This is a genomic window from Streptomyces sp. NPDC002092, from assembly GCF_053593775.1.
In genome coordinates, this window is the sequence record NZ_JBSFDG010000014.1 from 154,566 (window position 1) to 168,972 (window position 14,407).

At 69.5% G+C, this 14,407-nt stretch carries 13 protein-coding genes and 1 riboswitch; of the genes, 3 read left to right on the forward strand and 10 right to left on the reverse strand.

From position 1 onward, the window contains the following. The first annotated feature begins 88 nt into the window (after nt 1–88). Nucleotides 89–1,324 (forward strand): glycosyltransferase 87 family protein, encoded by a 1,236-nt coding sequence (locus ACWCRD_RS30285; RefSeq protein ID WP_450968941.1) that lies wholly within the window; start codon nt 89–91, stop codon nt 1,322–1,324. A 16-nt stretch (nt 1,325–1,340) separates the two neighbouring features. Here ACWCRD_RS30285 and ACWCRD_RS30290 read toward each other — a convergent pair whose 3' ends face one another. The 5 genes from ACWCRD_RS30290 to ACWCRD_RS30310 form a co-directional block, all read right to left on the reverse strand. Further along, on the reverse strand, nt 1,341–2,531 hold the full coding sequence (locus ACWCRD_RS30290; protein ID WP_450968942.1) for a hypothetical protein: 1,191 nt from the start codon (nt 2,529–2,531) through the stop codon (nt 1,341–1,343). 32 nt (nt 2,532–2,563) lie between these two features. Continuing rightward, nucleotides 2,564–3,583, reverse strand: a complete 1,020-nt coding sequence (locus ACWCRD_RS30295) for an NlpC/P60 family protein (protein ID WP_450968943.1) — start codon at nt 3,581–3,583, stop codon at nt 2,564–2,566. Between the two features lie 237 nt (nt 3,584–3,820). Further along, on the reverse strand, nt 3,821–4,855 hold the full coding sequence (locus tag ACWCRD_RS30300; protein WP_450968944.1) for an NlpC/P60 family protein: 1,035 nt from the start codon (nt 4,853–4,855) through the stop codon (nt 3,821–3,823). A 236-nt stretch (nt 4,856–5,091) separates the two neighbouring features. Next, nucleotides 5,092–6,435: an NYN domain-containing protein gene (locus tag ACWCRD_RS30305; RefSeq protein WP_115908620.1), complete on the reverse strand. Its 1,344-nt coding sequence runs from the start codon at nt 6,433–6,435 to the stop codon at nt 5,092–5,094. Nucleotides 6,436–6,469: 34 nt separating this feature from the next. Continuing rightward, a complete protein-coding gene (locus tag ACWCRD_RS30310; RefSeq protein ID WP_009309707.1) occupies nt 6,470–6,709 on the reverse strand; it encodes a hypothetical protein in 240 nt (79 codons plus the stop codon). A gap of 165 nt (nt 6,710–6,874) precedes the next feature. Here ACWCRD_RS30310 and ACWCRD_RS30315 point away from each other — a divergent pair, with 165 nt between their 5' ends. Continuing rightward, entirely contained in the window at nt 6,875–7,609 is a 735-nt protein-coding gene (locus ACWCRD_RS30315; RefSeq protein ID WP_450968945.1) for a rhomboid family intramembrane serine protease, read from the forward strand. Next, complete coding sequence (locus tag ACWCRD_RS30320) at nt 7,606–7,887, forward strand: Lrp/AsnC family transcriptional regulator (protein ID WP_099928230.1); 282 nt, start codon at nt 7,606–7,608, stop codon at nt 7,885–7,887. Before ACWCRD_RS30315 ends, ACWCRD_RS30320 begins: the two co-directional genes overlap by 4 nt. Before the next feature lie 115 nt (nt 7,888–8,002). Here the strand turns inward: ACWCRD_RS30320 and ACWCRD_RS30325 are convergent, their stop codons facing one another. The 5 genes from ACWCRD_RS30325 to qcrC all read right to left on the reverse strand — a co-directional run bounded on the left by ACWCRD_RS30325 (nt 8,003) and on the right by qcrC (nt 14,405). Then, entirely contained in the window at nt 8,003–9,364 is a 1,362-nt protein-coding gene (locus tag ACWCRD_RS30325) for an aminotransferase class V-fold PLP-dependent enzyme (RefSeq protein ID WP_450968946.1), read from the reverse strand. Nucleotides 9,365–9,528: 164 nt separating this feature from the next. Continuing rightward, nucleotides 9,529–9,645: riboswitch (SAM riboswitch) on the reverse strand. A gap of 71 nt (nt 9,646–9,716) precedes the next feature. Then, the gene (trpD, locus tag ACWCRD_RS30330) at nt 9,717–10,781 is read right to left on the reverse strand and encodes an anthranilate phosphoribosyltransferase (protein WP_450968947.1); all 1,065 of its coding nucleotides are present in this window, start codon (nt 10,779–10,781) and stop codon (nt 9,717–9,719) included. A gap of 131 nt (nt 10,782–10,912) precedes the next feature. Next, nucleotides 10,913–12,547, reverse strand: a complete 1,635-nt coding sequence (qcrB, locus tag ACWCRD_RS30335; protein WP_450968948.1) for a cytochrome bc1 complex cytochrome b subunit — start codon at nt 12,545–12,547, stop codon at nt 10,913–10,915. Further along, nucleotides 12,544–13,599, reverse strand: a complete 1,056-nt coding sequence (gene qcrA, locus ACWCRD_RS30340; protein WP_450968949.1) for a cytochrome bc1 complex Rieske iron-sulfur subunit — start codon at nt 13,597–13,599, stop codon at nt 12,544–12,546. Before qcrA ends, qcrB begins: the two co-directional genes overlap by 4 nt. Next, on the reverse strand, nt 13,596–14,405 hold the full coding sequence (gene qcrC, locus ACWCRD_RS30345) for a cytochrome bc1 complex diheme cytochrome c subunit (protein ID WP_450759769.1): 810 nt from the start codon (nt 14,403–14,405) through the stop codon (nt 13,596–13,598). Before qcrC ends, qcrA begins: the two co-directional genes overlap by 4 nt. Nucleotides 14,406–14,407 lie beyond the last annotated feature (2 nt).

Sequence of the window (14,407 nt, forward strand, 5' to 3'; positions counted from 1 at the left end):
CGGCCACGTTTATGGCACGCACACAGCTGCACAGGACATCATGTTCCCCTCAAGACCGGAACGGGAAGCGGACGGAAACGGGGCTCCGGTGGACATTGCGGGTGGAAGGCGGCCCCTTGCGGGACTGCTGGTGACCTGGGGCCTGACCAGGCTGGTGCTGTTGCTGTTCGTGCTCAAGGTGTTCGTCTTCCCCGGCCCGGACGTCACCAGCGACGTGTCCGTGATCTACCAGGGCTGGTACGAGACCCTGCGCCACGGGACCTTCCCGCTGGACGACGTCACGTGGCAGTACCCGCCCGCCGCCGCCCTGCCGATCCTCTCCCCCGCGCTGCTGGGCTTCCTCGACTACGCGACGGCCTTCTTCGTCCTCGCCTGCCTGGCGGACCTGGTCGTCCTGTCGCTGCTCCTGTACGCAGGGCTGCGGCCCGGCAAGACCCTGCGCGGCGCCTGGGTGTGGGTGCTGGGCGTACCGCTGCTCGGGCCGACCGTGTATGCACGCTACGACGTGATGGTCACCGCGGTGGCCGTGGCCGGGCTGCTCGCGGGCGCCCGGCATCCGCGTGTGATGGGCGTCCTGGTGGGCTTCGGGGCGATGCTGAAGGTGTGGCCGGCGCTGCTGCTGGTCGGTGCCCGCAAGCGCGGCACCTGGGCCTGGGCGGCGGCGACCGTGGCCGCGCTGGCGGCGGTGTTCGCGGTGACCATGCCCGGTGCGTTCGCCTTTCTGACCTTCCAGCGCAACCGCGGCACCGAGGTGGAGTCGCTGGGCTCCCTCGTCTTCCACGTCGCCCGGCAGTTCGGCTGGAACGGCCAGGTGCTGCTGAACTACGGCTCGATCGAATTCCTCGGCCCGTACGTCAGCCTGGTCAGCACCGCGGCCCTGTTCCTGACCGGCGTCGTCTTCGGCTGGCTGCTGCTGTGGCGGCTGATGGCCACGCGGTTCCTGCCGAACACGCTCGCGGACGCGGCCTTCGTGGGGGTGCTGATGTTCACGGTCACCAGCCGGGTGATCAGCCCGCAGTACATGGTGTGGCTGGTGGGTCTCGGGGCCGTCTGCCTGTGCTTCCGGAGCAGCCGGATGCGGGTCCCGGTGGCGCTGGTGCTTGCGGCCGCGTTCGTGACGGTGCTGGAGTTCCCGGTCTGGTTCCTGCACGTCGTGATGAGCGACACCCTCGGCGTCGCCCTGCTCGTCGTCCGCAACGGCCTGCTGGTCGTCGCCGCCGTGCTCGGGGCCGTGGAACTGTGGCAGTCGACGGTCTCCCGCGAGCCCGTGCCGCCCCTGCCCACGCAGGCCACCCGCACCAGGGAGAACTCGAACTCCTCCTGAGGGGCCATTGCCCGGGTCAGCCGAGTTGCGTCCGGAGGTAGTCCCGCCACTGCCGGGTGAACTTCTCCGGTGTCGTCCCCAGCACCTTCTGCAGCGCACCCTCCACCGAGCCCGCCCGCTGCCGGTGGTCGCCGACCGCGCGGTAGAACTGTCCGAGCCGCTCAAGGCTCCACTGCTGCGCGATCAGCCGGCAGGCCATCCAGCCGCCCTCATAGGCCTGCGCCAGCTCCGTCGCGTCGCCGCTGAAACCGAAGTCCTTGTCGGTGGGCAGCTGGTCCGGCACCCGCCCCTCGCTCACCGCGCGCGCCAGCTCGGGTGCGGCCTCGGGCGGGGTGCGGCCGGTGCCGAGGTAGCCGATCCAGTCGGCGTACCCCTCGGACAGCCACAGCGGGGTGGCGGCGTTGGTGTGGGCACGGGTGGCGACATGGGTGGTCTCATGGGTGAGCACGACCTGCTTGCCCAGCGGGCCGAGCAGGGCGTACGCGTCCGGGTTGACGATGATGCGGTCCGCGGGCGCGGTCGGCGGACCGCCCACCTCACCGGTGGTGACCGCCGCGATCCCGCGGTACTGGGAGGCGGGCGAGCCGAGCAGCCCCGCCATGCCCTGCACCGACCCCGGTACGAGCACCACCACGTGCCCCGCCCAGTCGCTGCCCCAGGCCGCGTTCACGGCGGGCACCGCACGGTCCGCGAGATCCGCGTAGGAGTGCAGCGCCTCGCTGGACTGCCCGGTGCCGAGAACGATGCTGTGGCCGCCGCGTACGACGGTCACCGCGCCCTGGTCCCACAGCTGCTGGGAGGACTTCTTGGCGGGCCTGTCCGCGTCCACGTACCACTGCCCGTCGCTCTCCCGGGAGAGGCTCAGGGTGCGGCCGGCGGTGACGGGCGCGTTGTCGTATCCCTCGATGCGGTAGCGCAGTTCGGCGTCGGCGGTGGCCTCGTCGCCGGTGCGGTGCAGGGCGGTCACGCGGTACGACCAGGACGCCAGCGGCACCCCGCGCAGGTTCTCGAACCAGCCCGGCGCGCCCGTCTTCAGGAAGGCCGCCCGGTCGCGGTCGAGGACGGCGGTGGACCGCCGGTCGAGGACCCGCTGCAGATCGGCCCCGGCGCTGCCGCCGGCGGGCTTCCCGCCGCAAGCCACCAAAGAGACGAGCAGCAGCACGAGCGCCACCACTGAGAACTTCGACGCCCGCCCACGACCAGCCACTTTCCGATCGTAAGGCCGACAGGGGCGGTTGGTCAGACCCTGGTGACCGAGGACACCGGCAGCATGTCCACCGGGTCGTAGCGCACGGGCGCGCCGGGGTAGGGCGCGTGGATCACCTGGCCGTTGCCCATGTACATCCCGACATGGCTGGCGTCGGAGCGGTAGATGACCAGGTCGCCGGGGCGCGCCTCGGAGAGCGGGATCTGCCGGCCGGCGTACGCCTGCTCCTGCGAGGTGCGCGGCAGCTGGACCCCGGCCTGCGCGTACGACCACTGCATCAACCCCGAACAGTCGAAGCCGTAGGGGCCGGTGGCGCCCCAGACATACGGCATGCCGAGCGCGGAGCGGGCGGCGGCCATCGCGGCGGCCGCCCGGGCCGAGGCCGGCATGGCGCTGCCGAGGTCCGGGAAGAGGTCGCCGCGGTCGCCCCGGGAGGCCCGGCCATAGGCGGCACGCTCCCCGTACGGCAGGGAGTTGAGCAGCCGGCGGGCCTCGGCGAGTTTCTTCTCCACGATCCTCTTGTGGGCGGCGACGGCCTTGCGGCTCTTCTCCAGCTCGGCGAGCTTGCCGACCGCTTCGGCGCGCTCCTGGGCGACGTCGCGCATCGAGGACTGGAGGTCTCTGAGCTCACCCGCCTGATGGGCGTTGATCCGGTCCAGGACGGCGGCCTTGTCGAGGTAGTCGGACGGGTTGTCGGAGAAGAGCAGGGCGAGGGTCGGGTCGATGCCGCCGGAGCGGTACTGGGCGACGGCCAGCGAACCGAGCGACTCCCGCACGGAGTTGATGCGCTCCTGCTGCCGGGCGATCAGGTCCTGCGCGTCGTGCACCTGCTTCTGCAGCCTGCCTGCGGTTTCGTCGGCCTTGTTGTAGGCCTCGGTCGCCTTCTCGGCCTCCGCGTAGAGGCGGTCCACCTCGGCCCGGGTGTGGTCGTACGGAGCGGCGTCGGCCGGGACGGCGCCGAGGGCGGAGGCCGCGGCGGACAGCACACACAAGGCGGTGCCGGCGCCCCGGTTGAAGCCGGACGTCGGTACAAGGCGGCGATGAGACCCCACGGGAAGCCGCACTCCTTCCGCTGGCGACAAGGACTGCCTCCCCACCGCAGCGGGGAAGCGCGGCAGACAGTAACCCCGCGGTGCGGCAGCGGCCAAAGACCTCCGTGGCAACACAACGTGACGCCCCGCCTCTGACGCAGGTCATGGGCGGGGCGTGGGGTCAGTGCGGGTTCAGGTAATTCGCCCGTTCGGGCGGACCCGTGTCCTGATCCTGAAACGGATCCTCAGGGACGCGTGTCAGATCCGGACACCGAACTGGAACGGCATGTCGCTGATCGACTCGTAGCGCACGACGGTGCCGGTGCGCGGGGCGTGCAGCACCATGCCGTTGCCCGCGTAGAGGCCGACGTGGTGCAGGTCGCCGTAGAAGAGCACGAGGTCGCCGACCTGGAGCTGGCTCTCGGAGTAGATCCGGGTACCCGCGTTGGCCTGCGCCTGCGAGGTGCGCGGTATCGAGACGCCGGCCTGGCCGTAGGCCCAGGAGGTCAGGCCCGAGCAGTCGTAGGAGGCGGTGCCGGTGGCGCCGTAGACATACGGCTTGCCGAGCTGGGTCTTGGCGGCGTCGAAGGCGGCCTGTGCCCGGGCGGAGGCTGCGGTCGCGTTGCCGAGGTCCACCCGCTCGCTGGCCGAGCGGCTGGCGCGGGCGTCGGCGGCGGCGAGCGAGGCCCGCTCCGCGGCCGTCAGCGAGTTGAGCAGCTTCTGCGCCTCGGCGAGCTTGCCCTGGATGTCCTTCTTCTTGTTGCCCAGCTCCGTGCGGGTGGAGGCGAGGTCCTTGAGCTTGTCGGAGGCCTCGGCGCGCTCCTGGGCGAGTTCGCGCTGCTTCTCCTGGATCTTCTTCAGTGCGTCGACCTGCTGGGCGCTGAGCTGGTCGGCGGTGGAAGCCTTGTCCAGGTAGTCGTTCGGGTTCGACGACAGGAAGAGCTGGAGGGACGAGTCGATGCTGCCGGTGCGGTACTGCGCGGCCGCCGCCAGGCCGATGGAGTCACGCAGCTGGTTGAGCTCCTCCTGGCCCCGGGCGACGTTGTCCTGGATGGTGGAGATCTCCTTCTGGAGCTTCTCCTGCTTCTCCTTGGCACCGTTGAACTTCTCGGTGGCCTGCTCGGCCTCCTCGTACAGCTTGTCGACCTTGGCCTTGACCTCGTCCTTGGAGGGCTTCTCGCTCGGCGCTGCATTCGCGGCCTGGGCGCTGAGGGCAACAGCGGCAGCAGCTGCGGTGGTGAGCACGGTCACACGAGCCCGGCTCGGCTGCTTCGGTCGACGATGGGACGCCACGGAGGAGGGCTCCTTCTTGTGAGTGATCACCCGCTCGGAGGTTCGAGGCCAGACCTTAGTGACCTTCTTGTGATCACTTCAAATCCTCGCGTGAAAAATCATAGTGACGCAATGCATTCTTTGCACATAACCCACGTGCGGTGACGCGAGGTTGACGCTACGTTGCGTGACGATTGCGCCAATTCGGGCATTAAACCTAGAAGTTCGACCTTCGGGACAGCAGCCCGGGAAACGGCTCAGGACAGCCGCTTCAGGAGCATCGCCGAGGCGATGGGCCGCGCCCCCGCGCGGGCCACTCCGTCGGCCACCTCGCGGTCCGTCGAAGCGACGATGACCGGCCGCCCGGGCGGCTCCGCGCGCACCAGCTGGCGGATCAACTCGTCCGCGGTGACGCCTGCTTTGGAGAACAGCACCCGCACTCCGCGCGGCGGCGCGAGCAGCACCGGGGCGGCCAGCTCGGCCCCGTCGAAGACACAGGTGACCTCGGCGCCGGTCTGTGCAGCGAGTTGCGAGAGCTGCCCGAGGAGCCGCAACCGCTGCTTCTCCAGAGGCATTTGCGGATAACCCGTTTTGGTGACGTTGTAGCCGTCGACGACCAGATGCGCCTGCGGCAGCTCGAGCAGCTGGTCCAGGATCGCGGGGTCATTTTCGGACAAAGCCCGCGCAGCGATGTCTTTCGGGGTCATTCGCCCCGGTTCGACCGCGTCGACGGTCTCCGCCGGCCGTACGGACACCGGCGGCAGCGCCAGCTCGCGGCGCAGCCCCTGGGCCGCGTCCAGGACGGTGTCCAGAAGCAGGCGCACGCGCATGTCCTCGACACTGCGCCCCTCGCGTGCTGCTTTACGCGTGGCCTCCAGGGCGGCCTCCGCCTCCCCGAGCCGCGACTTCAGCCGCCGGGACTCGCTCTCGGCGGCGGACACCTGCGCCTGCCCCTCGGCGCGTACGGTCTCGATCTCGCCCTGGATCTTGCGCAGGGCGGCCTCGCCCCGCTTGACGTCGCTGAGCGCCGCTCGCAGCTTGCGGTGCAGCGAGTCGGCCTCCTTCTTGGCGGCGTCCAGCTCGGCACGGAGCCGCTCGGTGTCGGCCCGGGTCTGCTCCCGCGCCCGGTCGAGCTCCGCCCGCAGCCGCTCCAGCTCGGCCCGGCTCTCCTCGTCGGCGCGCTCGGCATCGGCCCGCTGGGCCTCCTCGCCGGCCGCGGTCACGAGCTTCACCCAGCCGGTGGGCCGCAGAACGTAGGCCGCGGCCGCCACGTCGAGCGGATCCGCGGCCGGGGGCGGCGAGCCGGAGTCGAGAGCGCCGGTGAGTTCCGGCTGGGCCTCTCTGAGCTTCTCCCCGATGCGCTGCCGGAACAGCGGATCGGTCTCCAGCGCGGCCGCCATCGCGTTGCCTGCGAACTTGGCCCGCCGGTTCGGTGCGAAACGGGCGTACTGCCTGAGCTGTGCGGGCAGTTCGCCGACGGTCAGCCCGCCGAAGCCGTCAGAGACGATCTGGACGACCCTGCGGCGCACTCCGTCGGGCAGCGGACGGTCAAGCACCTCGGCGGTGCCGTCGCCCGGCCCCCCGCCCGTGGTCTCCACCATCCGTCACACCCCATTACCTGTGGGGCCGCTCCGCTCAGGAGTCGGCGCCCGGCCTGTCCACGAGTTCCACCTGATCCACCGCGTTGCACCAGCGACAGCGCACCGACTCGATGGTCTCACTGACCACCTCGCGCTCCTCGACCTTGGGCTCACCGGCCAGATCGAGGTGGACGTACTCGACGACCTTCGACGAGCGGGTCACGTCGAAACGCGTGAGGTTGCCGCAGAGGGTGCAGCGCCACCGCGTCGTGGCGGTCGGGAGAGGAACCGTCATCGTGCCTGTGCTCTTTCCTTCTAGGCCTTCTATTGTCAGTGACGCCCGAGCTTCCCCGGGCGTGTGGCTCGTAACCCTACGGCCTGGCGCGGACTCGCCGCCCGTCCGTCCACGGCGGCGAGGCGGTCTGTGCGACTGCGTCCCGTTACGTCATGCTCTGTGTTCATGATCGGCAAGTGGAGCGCGACCGTCGGCAGAGCGATCCGGCGCCCCTCGGCGCCCATGACGCACACGTTGATCGGCCTGTGCTGTCTGCTCTTCGTGACCGGCCCGGCAGCCGGCCTCAATCCGGTACACGGTTCCGGCGACGCGCTGCTCGCCGCCCAGCGCGCCTACTTCCACCACTGGGGCGTCGTCCCGGCCGAGCTCTTCCAGGGCTCCCCGCGGGCCGCCCTGACCCCCGCCACGGCCCTGTTCGTGCACGGCAGCTGGGTGCACCTGCTCGGCAACATGCTCTTCCTCTACGTCTTCGGGGCGATGACCGAGGAACGGATGGGCCGCGTCCAGTTCACGCTCTTCTACGTCGGCTGCGGCTACCTCGCCCTGCTGGGGTACGCGGCGGCCAATGCCACCTCCCAGCAGTCCCTGGTGGGCGCGTCCGGGGCGATCTCGGCGGTCCTGGGTGCTTTTCTGTACCTGTTCCCCGGGGCGCGGGTGACCAGTCTCCTGCCGTTCCTCTTCTTCCTGCCCCTGCGTTTCCCCGCCTGGGTCGTGCTGCCCTTCTGGGCGGCCCTGCAGTGGCTGGCGGCCGGGCACGCGGCGGCGGGACCGGGGGTGGCCTATCTGGCCCACCTGGTGGGCTTCGGCCTGGGCTTCGTCTACGCCTGGGTCCGATTCGGCCGTACCACTAGAGTGAGGTCCGCCCCAGCTCCGGCCCCCGAGGGAGAGAACCAGCCGTGATCACCGCGATCGTCCTCATCAAGACCAGCGTGGACCGGATCCCCGAGATCGCGGAGCGGATCGCTTCGCTGGAGAGCGTGAGTGAAGTCTTTTCCGTGACCGGGACGTATGACCTGATCGCGATGGTTCGGGTGAAGCAGCACGAGGATCTCGCTGATGTGATTCCTGGCAGCATCAGCAAGATCCCCGGCGTCGAGGCGACGGATACGCACGTTGCGTTTCGTACGTACTCGCAGCATGACCTGGAGGCCGCGTTTGCCATCGGGCTGGACTCGTGAGGGGCGCCTAGGCGTCTGCGGGGCGCGGGTCGTGTGCGACTACCGGTTCGTTGTGGTTGCTCGCGCAGTTCCCCGCGCCCCTAAAAGCAAAAGCCGCTGCCCCTGAGGGAGCGGATCAGACTGCCGGGACGCAGCGGCCGTCCTCGGTGCGGTACTGCCACTTCGCGCCGTCCGCCACCAGTTCCTTCACGGCGGTGACGAAGCGCTCGACGTGTTCGTCGGGGGTGCCGGCGCCGAAGCTGACGCGGATGGCGTTGAGGGACTTCTCGCCGGGGGCGGCCTCGGGGGCGCCGCATTCGCCCTGGGTCTGCGGGTCGCTGCCCAGGAGGGTGCGGACCAGCGGATGGGCGCAGAAGAGGCCGTCGCGGACGCCGATGCCGTACTCGGCGGAGAGCGCGGCGGCGAAGTGCGAGCTGTTCCAGCCCTCGACGACGAAGGAGATCACGCCGACGCGGGGGGCGTCGTCACCGAAGAGGGACAGCACCTTCACCTGCGGCACCTGCGCCAGACCCGCGCGTACCTTCTCGATCAGATGCTGCTCACGGGCGACCAGGGTGTCGAAGCCGGCTTCGGTGAGCGCCTTGCAGGCCGACGCGATGGAGTAGGCGCCGATCACGTTCGGGGAGCCGGCCTCGTGGCGGGCGGCGCTGTCGTGCCACTCCACGTCCACGCCGCCGTCCTCGCGCCGGGTGACCTTGCGGCTGGCGCCGCCGCCCGCGAGGTAGGGGTCGGCGGCCTGCAGCCAGTCGGCGCGGCCGGCCAGTACGCCGGAGCCGAAGGGCGCGTACAGCTTGTGGCCGGAGAAGGCGACCCAGTCGACGTCGAGGTCCTGCACGGAGACCGGGTGGTGCGGGGCGAGCTGGGCGGCGTCCAGGACGATACGGGCGCCGTGCGCATGAGCCGCCGCCGCGAGCTCGCGCACCGGCCACAGCTCGCCGGTGACGTTCGAGGCGCCGGTGACGCAGACCAGGGCAGGGCCGTAGGGCTCGCGGTCGGCGAGGGCGCGCTCCAGGGTCTCGACGGCCTGCCGCGGGGTGCGCGGGGCGTTGAGGTAGGTGACCTGGGCGCCCGTCCAGGGCAGCAGGCTGGCGTGGTGCTCGGTCTCGAAGACGAAGACCTGGCAGTCGGCCGGCAGGGCCTGCGCCAGCAGGTTGAGGGAGTCCGTGGTCGAGCGGGTGAAGATCAGCTGGTCGTCGGCCCGGCAGTCCAGGAACTCCGCCACGGTCGTGCGGGCGTTCTCGAAGAGGTCGGTCGACAGCTGCGAGAGGTAGCCGGCGCCGCGGTGGACGCTGCCGTAGTAGGGCGCGTACGCCGCTACGTCGTCCCACACACGCTGCAGGGCCGGGGCGCTGGCCGCGTAGTCGAGCGCGGCATAGGTGACTTCGCCGCCTGTGACGAGCGGGACGGTGACATCCCGGCCCAGAACGGGCAGCGGGGCACAAACCGAGGTGTCGGCGGCAGCGGTGGAGACAGACATGGCGGAACTCCCGTGTAAGCAGGTGGAATTCGCCCCGCGAGCGGTAGCGCTCAAGCAGGGGCGTGAAGGTGAAAAGGGGATGCGGAGGCGGGGCTCTGCGGCCCTATCGCATTCGCTTGCTCACGGAAGGCTCCTCGACGACCAGGACCCCTGGTTGCTCGAGGGGTCCGCGCTTGCCGTAGACCTCGCTGCCTACGGCCTGGTCTTCACCCGGGGCACCCCGCCACGGACGGAGGGTTGCCGGACAGTCGGCCGGGGCCTCATGACTGTCACTCATGACCTGGACAGGAACGTACGTGAAGTGATCGCGGTCCCGCAACTCGTGTCCGCATTACGGGACCGCGCTCCCCTGCTATGCGTTGCTGGCCGCCACCCAGCGCTCCAGCGCCCGCTTGGCCGCGCCGGAGTCGATCGACTGGGCCGCCTTGTCCATGCCGGCCCGGATCTGCTCGGCCAGCGTCCCCGGGCCGGGGTCGAGGGCCACGAGGGCCGCCGCCGAGTTCAGCAGTACCGCGTCCCGTACGGGGCCCTTCTCGCCGTCGAGGAGCCTGCGGGCGACCTCCGCGTTGTACGACGGGTCACCGCCGCGCAGGGCCTCCACCGGGACCAGCTCGATGCCGACGTCACGGGGGTCGAAGGTCTCCTCGGTGACCTTGCCGTCGCGGACGATCCAGACCCGCGAGGTCGCTGTCGTCGTCAGTTCGTCGAAGCCGTCGTCGCCGCGGAAGACGAGGGAGGAGTTGCCGCGCTCGGCGAGGACGCCGGCGATGAGTGGCGCCAGGCGCGGGTCGGCGACACCCACCGCCTGTGCCCTCACCTTCGCCGGGTTGGTCAGCGGACCGAGGGCGTTGAAGGTCGTCCGGATGCCCAACTGGCCTCGTGCGGCGGCCACATGACGCAGCGCCGGGTGGAACTTGACGGCGAAGCAGAACGTGATGCCGGCTTCCTCCGCGACCTCCGCCACCCGCTTCGGCGTCAGTTCCAGATTGACGCCCAGCTTCTCCAGCACGTCCGAGGCCCCGGACGCCGAGGAGGCGGCCCGGTTGCCGTGCTTGACGACTTTGGCGCCCGTGCCCGCGATGACGATCGACGACATCGTGGAGATGTTCACCGTCTTCGCGCCGTCGCCGCCCGTACCGACGATGTCGACGGTCCGCCCCGGCACCTCGATCACGTTCGCGTGCTCGTACATCGTGCGGACCAGCCCGTTGATCTCCTCGACGGTCTCGCCCTTGGCGCGCAGCGCCACCGCGAACCCGGCGATCTGGGCGTCGGTCGCCTCACCGCGCATGATCAGGTCCATCGCCCAGGCGGTGTCGTCGGCGGTGAGGTCGTGGCCGTCCAGCAGGCCGTTCAGCAGCAGGGGCCAGGAACGGCCCGCCGCGGTGTCGCCTCCAGCGGGGGTCACAGCGCTCATGAGGCCGCTCCTGGTCGTCGTAGAAGGAGAAAACGAGTGTGAGGCCACCCTATCCAGCTCAGGGCATGGAAAAGGGCCCCCGTCCGAAGACCGGACGGGGGCCCTTGCCGTGGCGTGGCGAGCCGCAGCGATCAGTGGTGGCCGTGGCCGCTCGTGATCTCCCTGTACTCCTCGACGGTGGGCTTCGGAATCTGGGACTCCTCGCCGTAGTACGCCTCGCTGAGCTTGGCGCGCAGTCGCTCGGAGCCCTTGACCTTGCGCTCGACGCCGTTCTCGTCGACCGTCGGGCCGATCTGGGCCGGCTTGTACTGCTCGTGCGCCGTGAGGGTGTGCAGGGCGTCCTGGCTGAGCGGCTCGTGCACCTCGATGAACTCACCGTGCGGCAGGCGCTTGATGATGCCCGACTCGCGGCCGTGCAGCACCTTGTCCTTGTCGCGGCGCTGCAGGCCGAGGCAGATCCGCTTGGTGGCGAGGAACGTGAGCACCGGCACGACGAAGAAGCCGACGCGCACGAACCAGGTGATCGCGTTGATCGACAGATGGAAGTGCGTGGCCCACAGGTCGTTGCCGCCACCGACCATCAGCACGAAGTACCAGGAGACCCACGCGGCACCGAACGCGGTACGCGTCGGGGCGTTGCGCGGACGGTCCAGGATGTGGTGCTCGCGCTTGTCGCCGGTGACCCAGGACTCGATGAACGGGTAGACCGCGATCGCGACCAGGACCAGCGGGAAGATCACCAGCGGGATGAACACGCCCAGGACGAGCGTGTGGCCCCACAGGTTGATCTCCCAGCCCGGCATCGTACGGATCAGGCCCTCGGAGAAGCCCATGTACCAGTCGGGCTGGGCGCCGGTGGACACCTGGTCCGGACGATAGGGGCCCATGGCCCAGATCGGGTTGATCGAGGCGATCGCCGCGATGGCCGTGATCACGCCGAAGACCAGGAAGAAGAAGCCGCCGGCCTTCGCCATGTACACCGGCAGCAGAGGCATGCCGACGACGTTGTTGTTCGTCTTGCCGGGGCCCGCGAACTGCGTGTGCTTGTGGTAGAAGACCAGGATCAGGTGGCCGACCATCAGACCGAGCATGAGGCCCGGCAGCAGCAGGATGTGGACCGAGTAGAAGCGGGCCACGAAGTCGCCGCCGGGGAACTCGCCGCCGAAGAGGAACATCGACAGGTACGTGCCGACGATCGGCACGGACAGGATCGCGCCCTCCATGAAGCGGACACCGGTGCCGGAGAGCAGGTCGTCCGGGAGCGAGTAACCGGTGAAGCCGGTGAACATGCCCAGGACGAGCAGCAGGAAGCCGAACAGCCAGTTGACCTCACGCGGCTTGCGGAACGCGCCGGTGAAGAACACACGCATCATGTGCACGAACATGCCCGCGAGGAAGATCAGCGCGGCCCAGTGGTGGATCTGCCGGATCAGCAGACCACCGCGCACATCGAAGGAGATGTGCAGGGTCGAGTTGAACGCCTCGGACATCATCTGGCCCTGCAGCGGGATGTAGCTGCCGTGGTACTCCACCTCGTTCATCGACGGGTGGAAGAACAGCGTCAGATACACACCCGTGAGGATGAGGATGATGAAGCTGTACATGCACACTTCGCCCAACATGAACGACCAGTGGTCGGGGAAGATCTTGCGCATGTTGGTCTTGGCCAGGGAGTAGATCCCCAGCCGGCCGTCGGCCCAGTCGGCGACGCGCTCGCCGGCCGGCGCTTTGCCGCGCCGGGACTCGGTGTTCTCGTTGGTGCTCATCCGCGCTCCCAGAATGCAGGACCGACGGGCTCTTCGAAGTCGCCGAGCGCCTCGAGGTAGCCCTGGTCGTTCACGCCGATGCGCAGCTGCGGCAGGGCGTGACCGGCGGGGCCGAAGATCACCCGGGCGCCGTCGGACAGGTCGAAGGTGGACTGGTGGCAGGGGCACAGCACGTGGTGCGTCTGCTGCTCGTACAGCGAGATCGGGCAACCGACGTGGGTGCAGATCTTCGAGTACGCGACGATGCCCTCGTGCGACCACTCGAGCTCGCGCTTGTCCTTGATGTTGTCCGGCTGGATCCGGACGATCATCAGGGCCGCCTTGGCGATCTCGGTCTGGAAGTTCTCGTCGTGCTCCTCCAGGCCCTCGGGCTTAGCGAAGGTGAGCGAGCCGACCTGGACGTCGGAGGCACGCAGCGGCTCGTTGGTGTTCATGTTGACGAGCAGCTTGCCCTTGGACCACAGCGTGTGGCGGAGCTTGGTCCCCGGCAGCGGTCCGAGGTCGCGCAGCAGCATGACGCCGGAGAGCGGGAACAGGGCCAGCGCACCGAACATCGTGTTGCGGATGAGCTTGCGGCGGCCGAGCGCGGACTCCTTGGCGCCCTGCTTGAAGTCGGCCATGACCTTGGCCTTGACCTCGGGGGACGCCTCGATCGGGTGCCGCTCGTCGGCGATCTCCACGTCGGACATCAGGGTGCGGGCCCAGTGGACCGCGCCCGCGCCGATCGCGAACAGGGCGAGACCGAGAGTCAGGCCCAGCGCGAAGTTCAGCGCGTTGATGTGGCCGATCGGGAACACGAAGATCGACTTGTCGTGCGGGATCGCCACGTACGAGGCGATGAAGCCGACCGTGGCCAGCATCGAGACCGTGAACAGCATGGCCACCACACGCTCGGACCGCTTGGCGGCCCGCTCGTCGATGTCCTGCACCCGGTGCTCGTGGGGCGGCAGACCGGGGTCCGCGAACGGGTTCTGCTCGTCCGCGAGGCTTACGGTGCCGTGCGCGTCCTGCTCAGCGGGCAGGTTCTCTTCTGGAATGTCTTGGCTACTCATGACTTCTTGGCCTTTGCGGTCCGAGCGGCGACCCAGACGGCGACCGCGATCAGCGCGCCGAGTCCGAAGATCCAGGCGAACAGGCCCTCGGAGACCGGGCCGAGTCCGCCCAGCTCAAGGCCGCCGGGGCTCTCGGTGTCGTCACCGTTGACCGCGTTCAGGTACGCGATGATGTCCTTCTTGTTCTGCTGCGACATCGTGGTGTCGGGGAACGACGGCATGTTCTGCGGGCCGGTCTGCATGGCCTCGTAGATGTGCTTCGGGGCGACGCCCTCGAGGCTCGGGGCGAACTTGCCGTGCGTCAGCGCACCGCCCTTGCCGGTGAAGTTGTGGCACTGCGCGCAGTTGGTGCGGAACAGCTCGCCACCCTTGGCGATGTCGGCACCGTCCGGGCCGTACTGCGCCGCCGTCGGGATGGACGGGCCGGCGCCGAGGGAGGAGATGTACGCGGCGAGCTGGTCGATCTCGGCCTGCGAGTAGATGACCTTCTTCTTCGGGACCTGAGCGCCCGGCTGCTGGGCCGGCATACGGCCGGTGCCGACCTGGAAGTCGACGGCCGCGGCGCCCACGCCGACGAGGCTCGGACCGTCGGTGGTTCCCTGACCGCCGGTGCCGTGGCAGCTGGCGCAGCCCACGGAGTAGAGCTTCTTGCCCTCGTCGATGGCAAGGGACTGGGCGGTGTCATCGGCCTGCGCCTTGCTCGCGGGTGCGAACGCGGCGTACAGCCCCCCTGTGCATGCCAGCGCGAGGAGTAGGACGACGAGAGCCGCCATGGGATGGCGTCGTCGTGCGGAGAGCTTTTTCACGG

Bases quoted from the DNA above. Each gene is read 5' to 3' on its own strand.
- ACWCRD_RS30305 (WP_115908620.1), bottom strand. From the start codon at position 6,435: ATGGTGGAGACCACGGGCGGGGGGCCGGGCGACGGCACCGCCGAGGTG.
- ACWCRD_RS30310 (WP_009309707.1), bottom strand. From the start codon at position 6,709: ATGACGGTTCCTCTCCCGACCGCCACGACGCGGTGGCGCTGCACCCTC.
- ACWCRD_RS30315 (WP_450968945.1), top strand. From the start codon at position 6,875: ATGATCGGCAAGTGGAGCGCGACCGTCGGCAGAGCGATCCGGCGCCCC.
- ACWCRD_RS30325 (WP_450968946.1), bottom strand. From the start codon at position 9,364: ATGTCTGTCTCCACCGCTGCCGCCGACACCTCGGTTTGTGCCCCGCTG.
- trpD (WP_450968947.1), bottom strand. From the start codon at position 10,781: ATGAGCGCTGTGACCCCCGCTGGAGGCGACACCGCGGCGGGCCGTTCC.
- qcrB (WP_450968948.1), bottom strand. From the start codon at position 12,547: ATGAGCACCAACGAGAACACCGAGTCCCGGCGCGGCAAAGCGCCGGCC.
- qcrA (WP_450968949.1), bottom strand. From the start codon at position 13,599: ATGAGTAGCCAAGACATTCCAGAAGAGAACCTGCCCGCTGAGCAGGAC.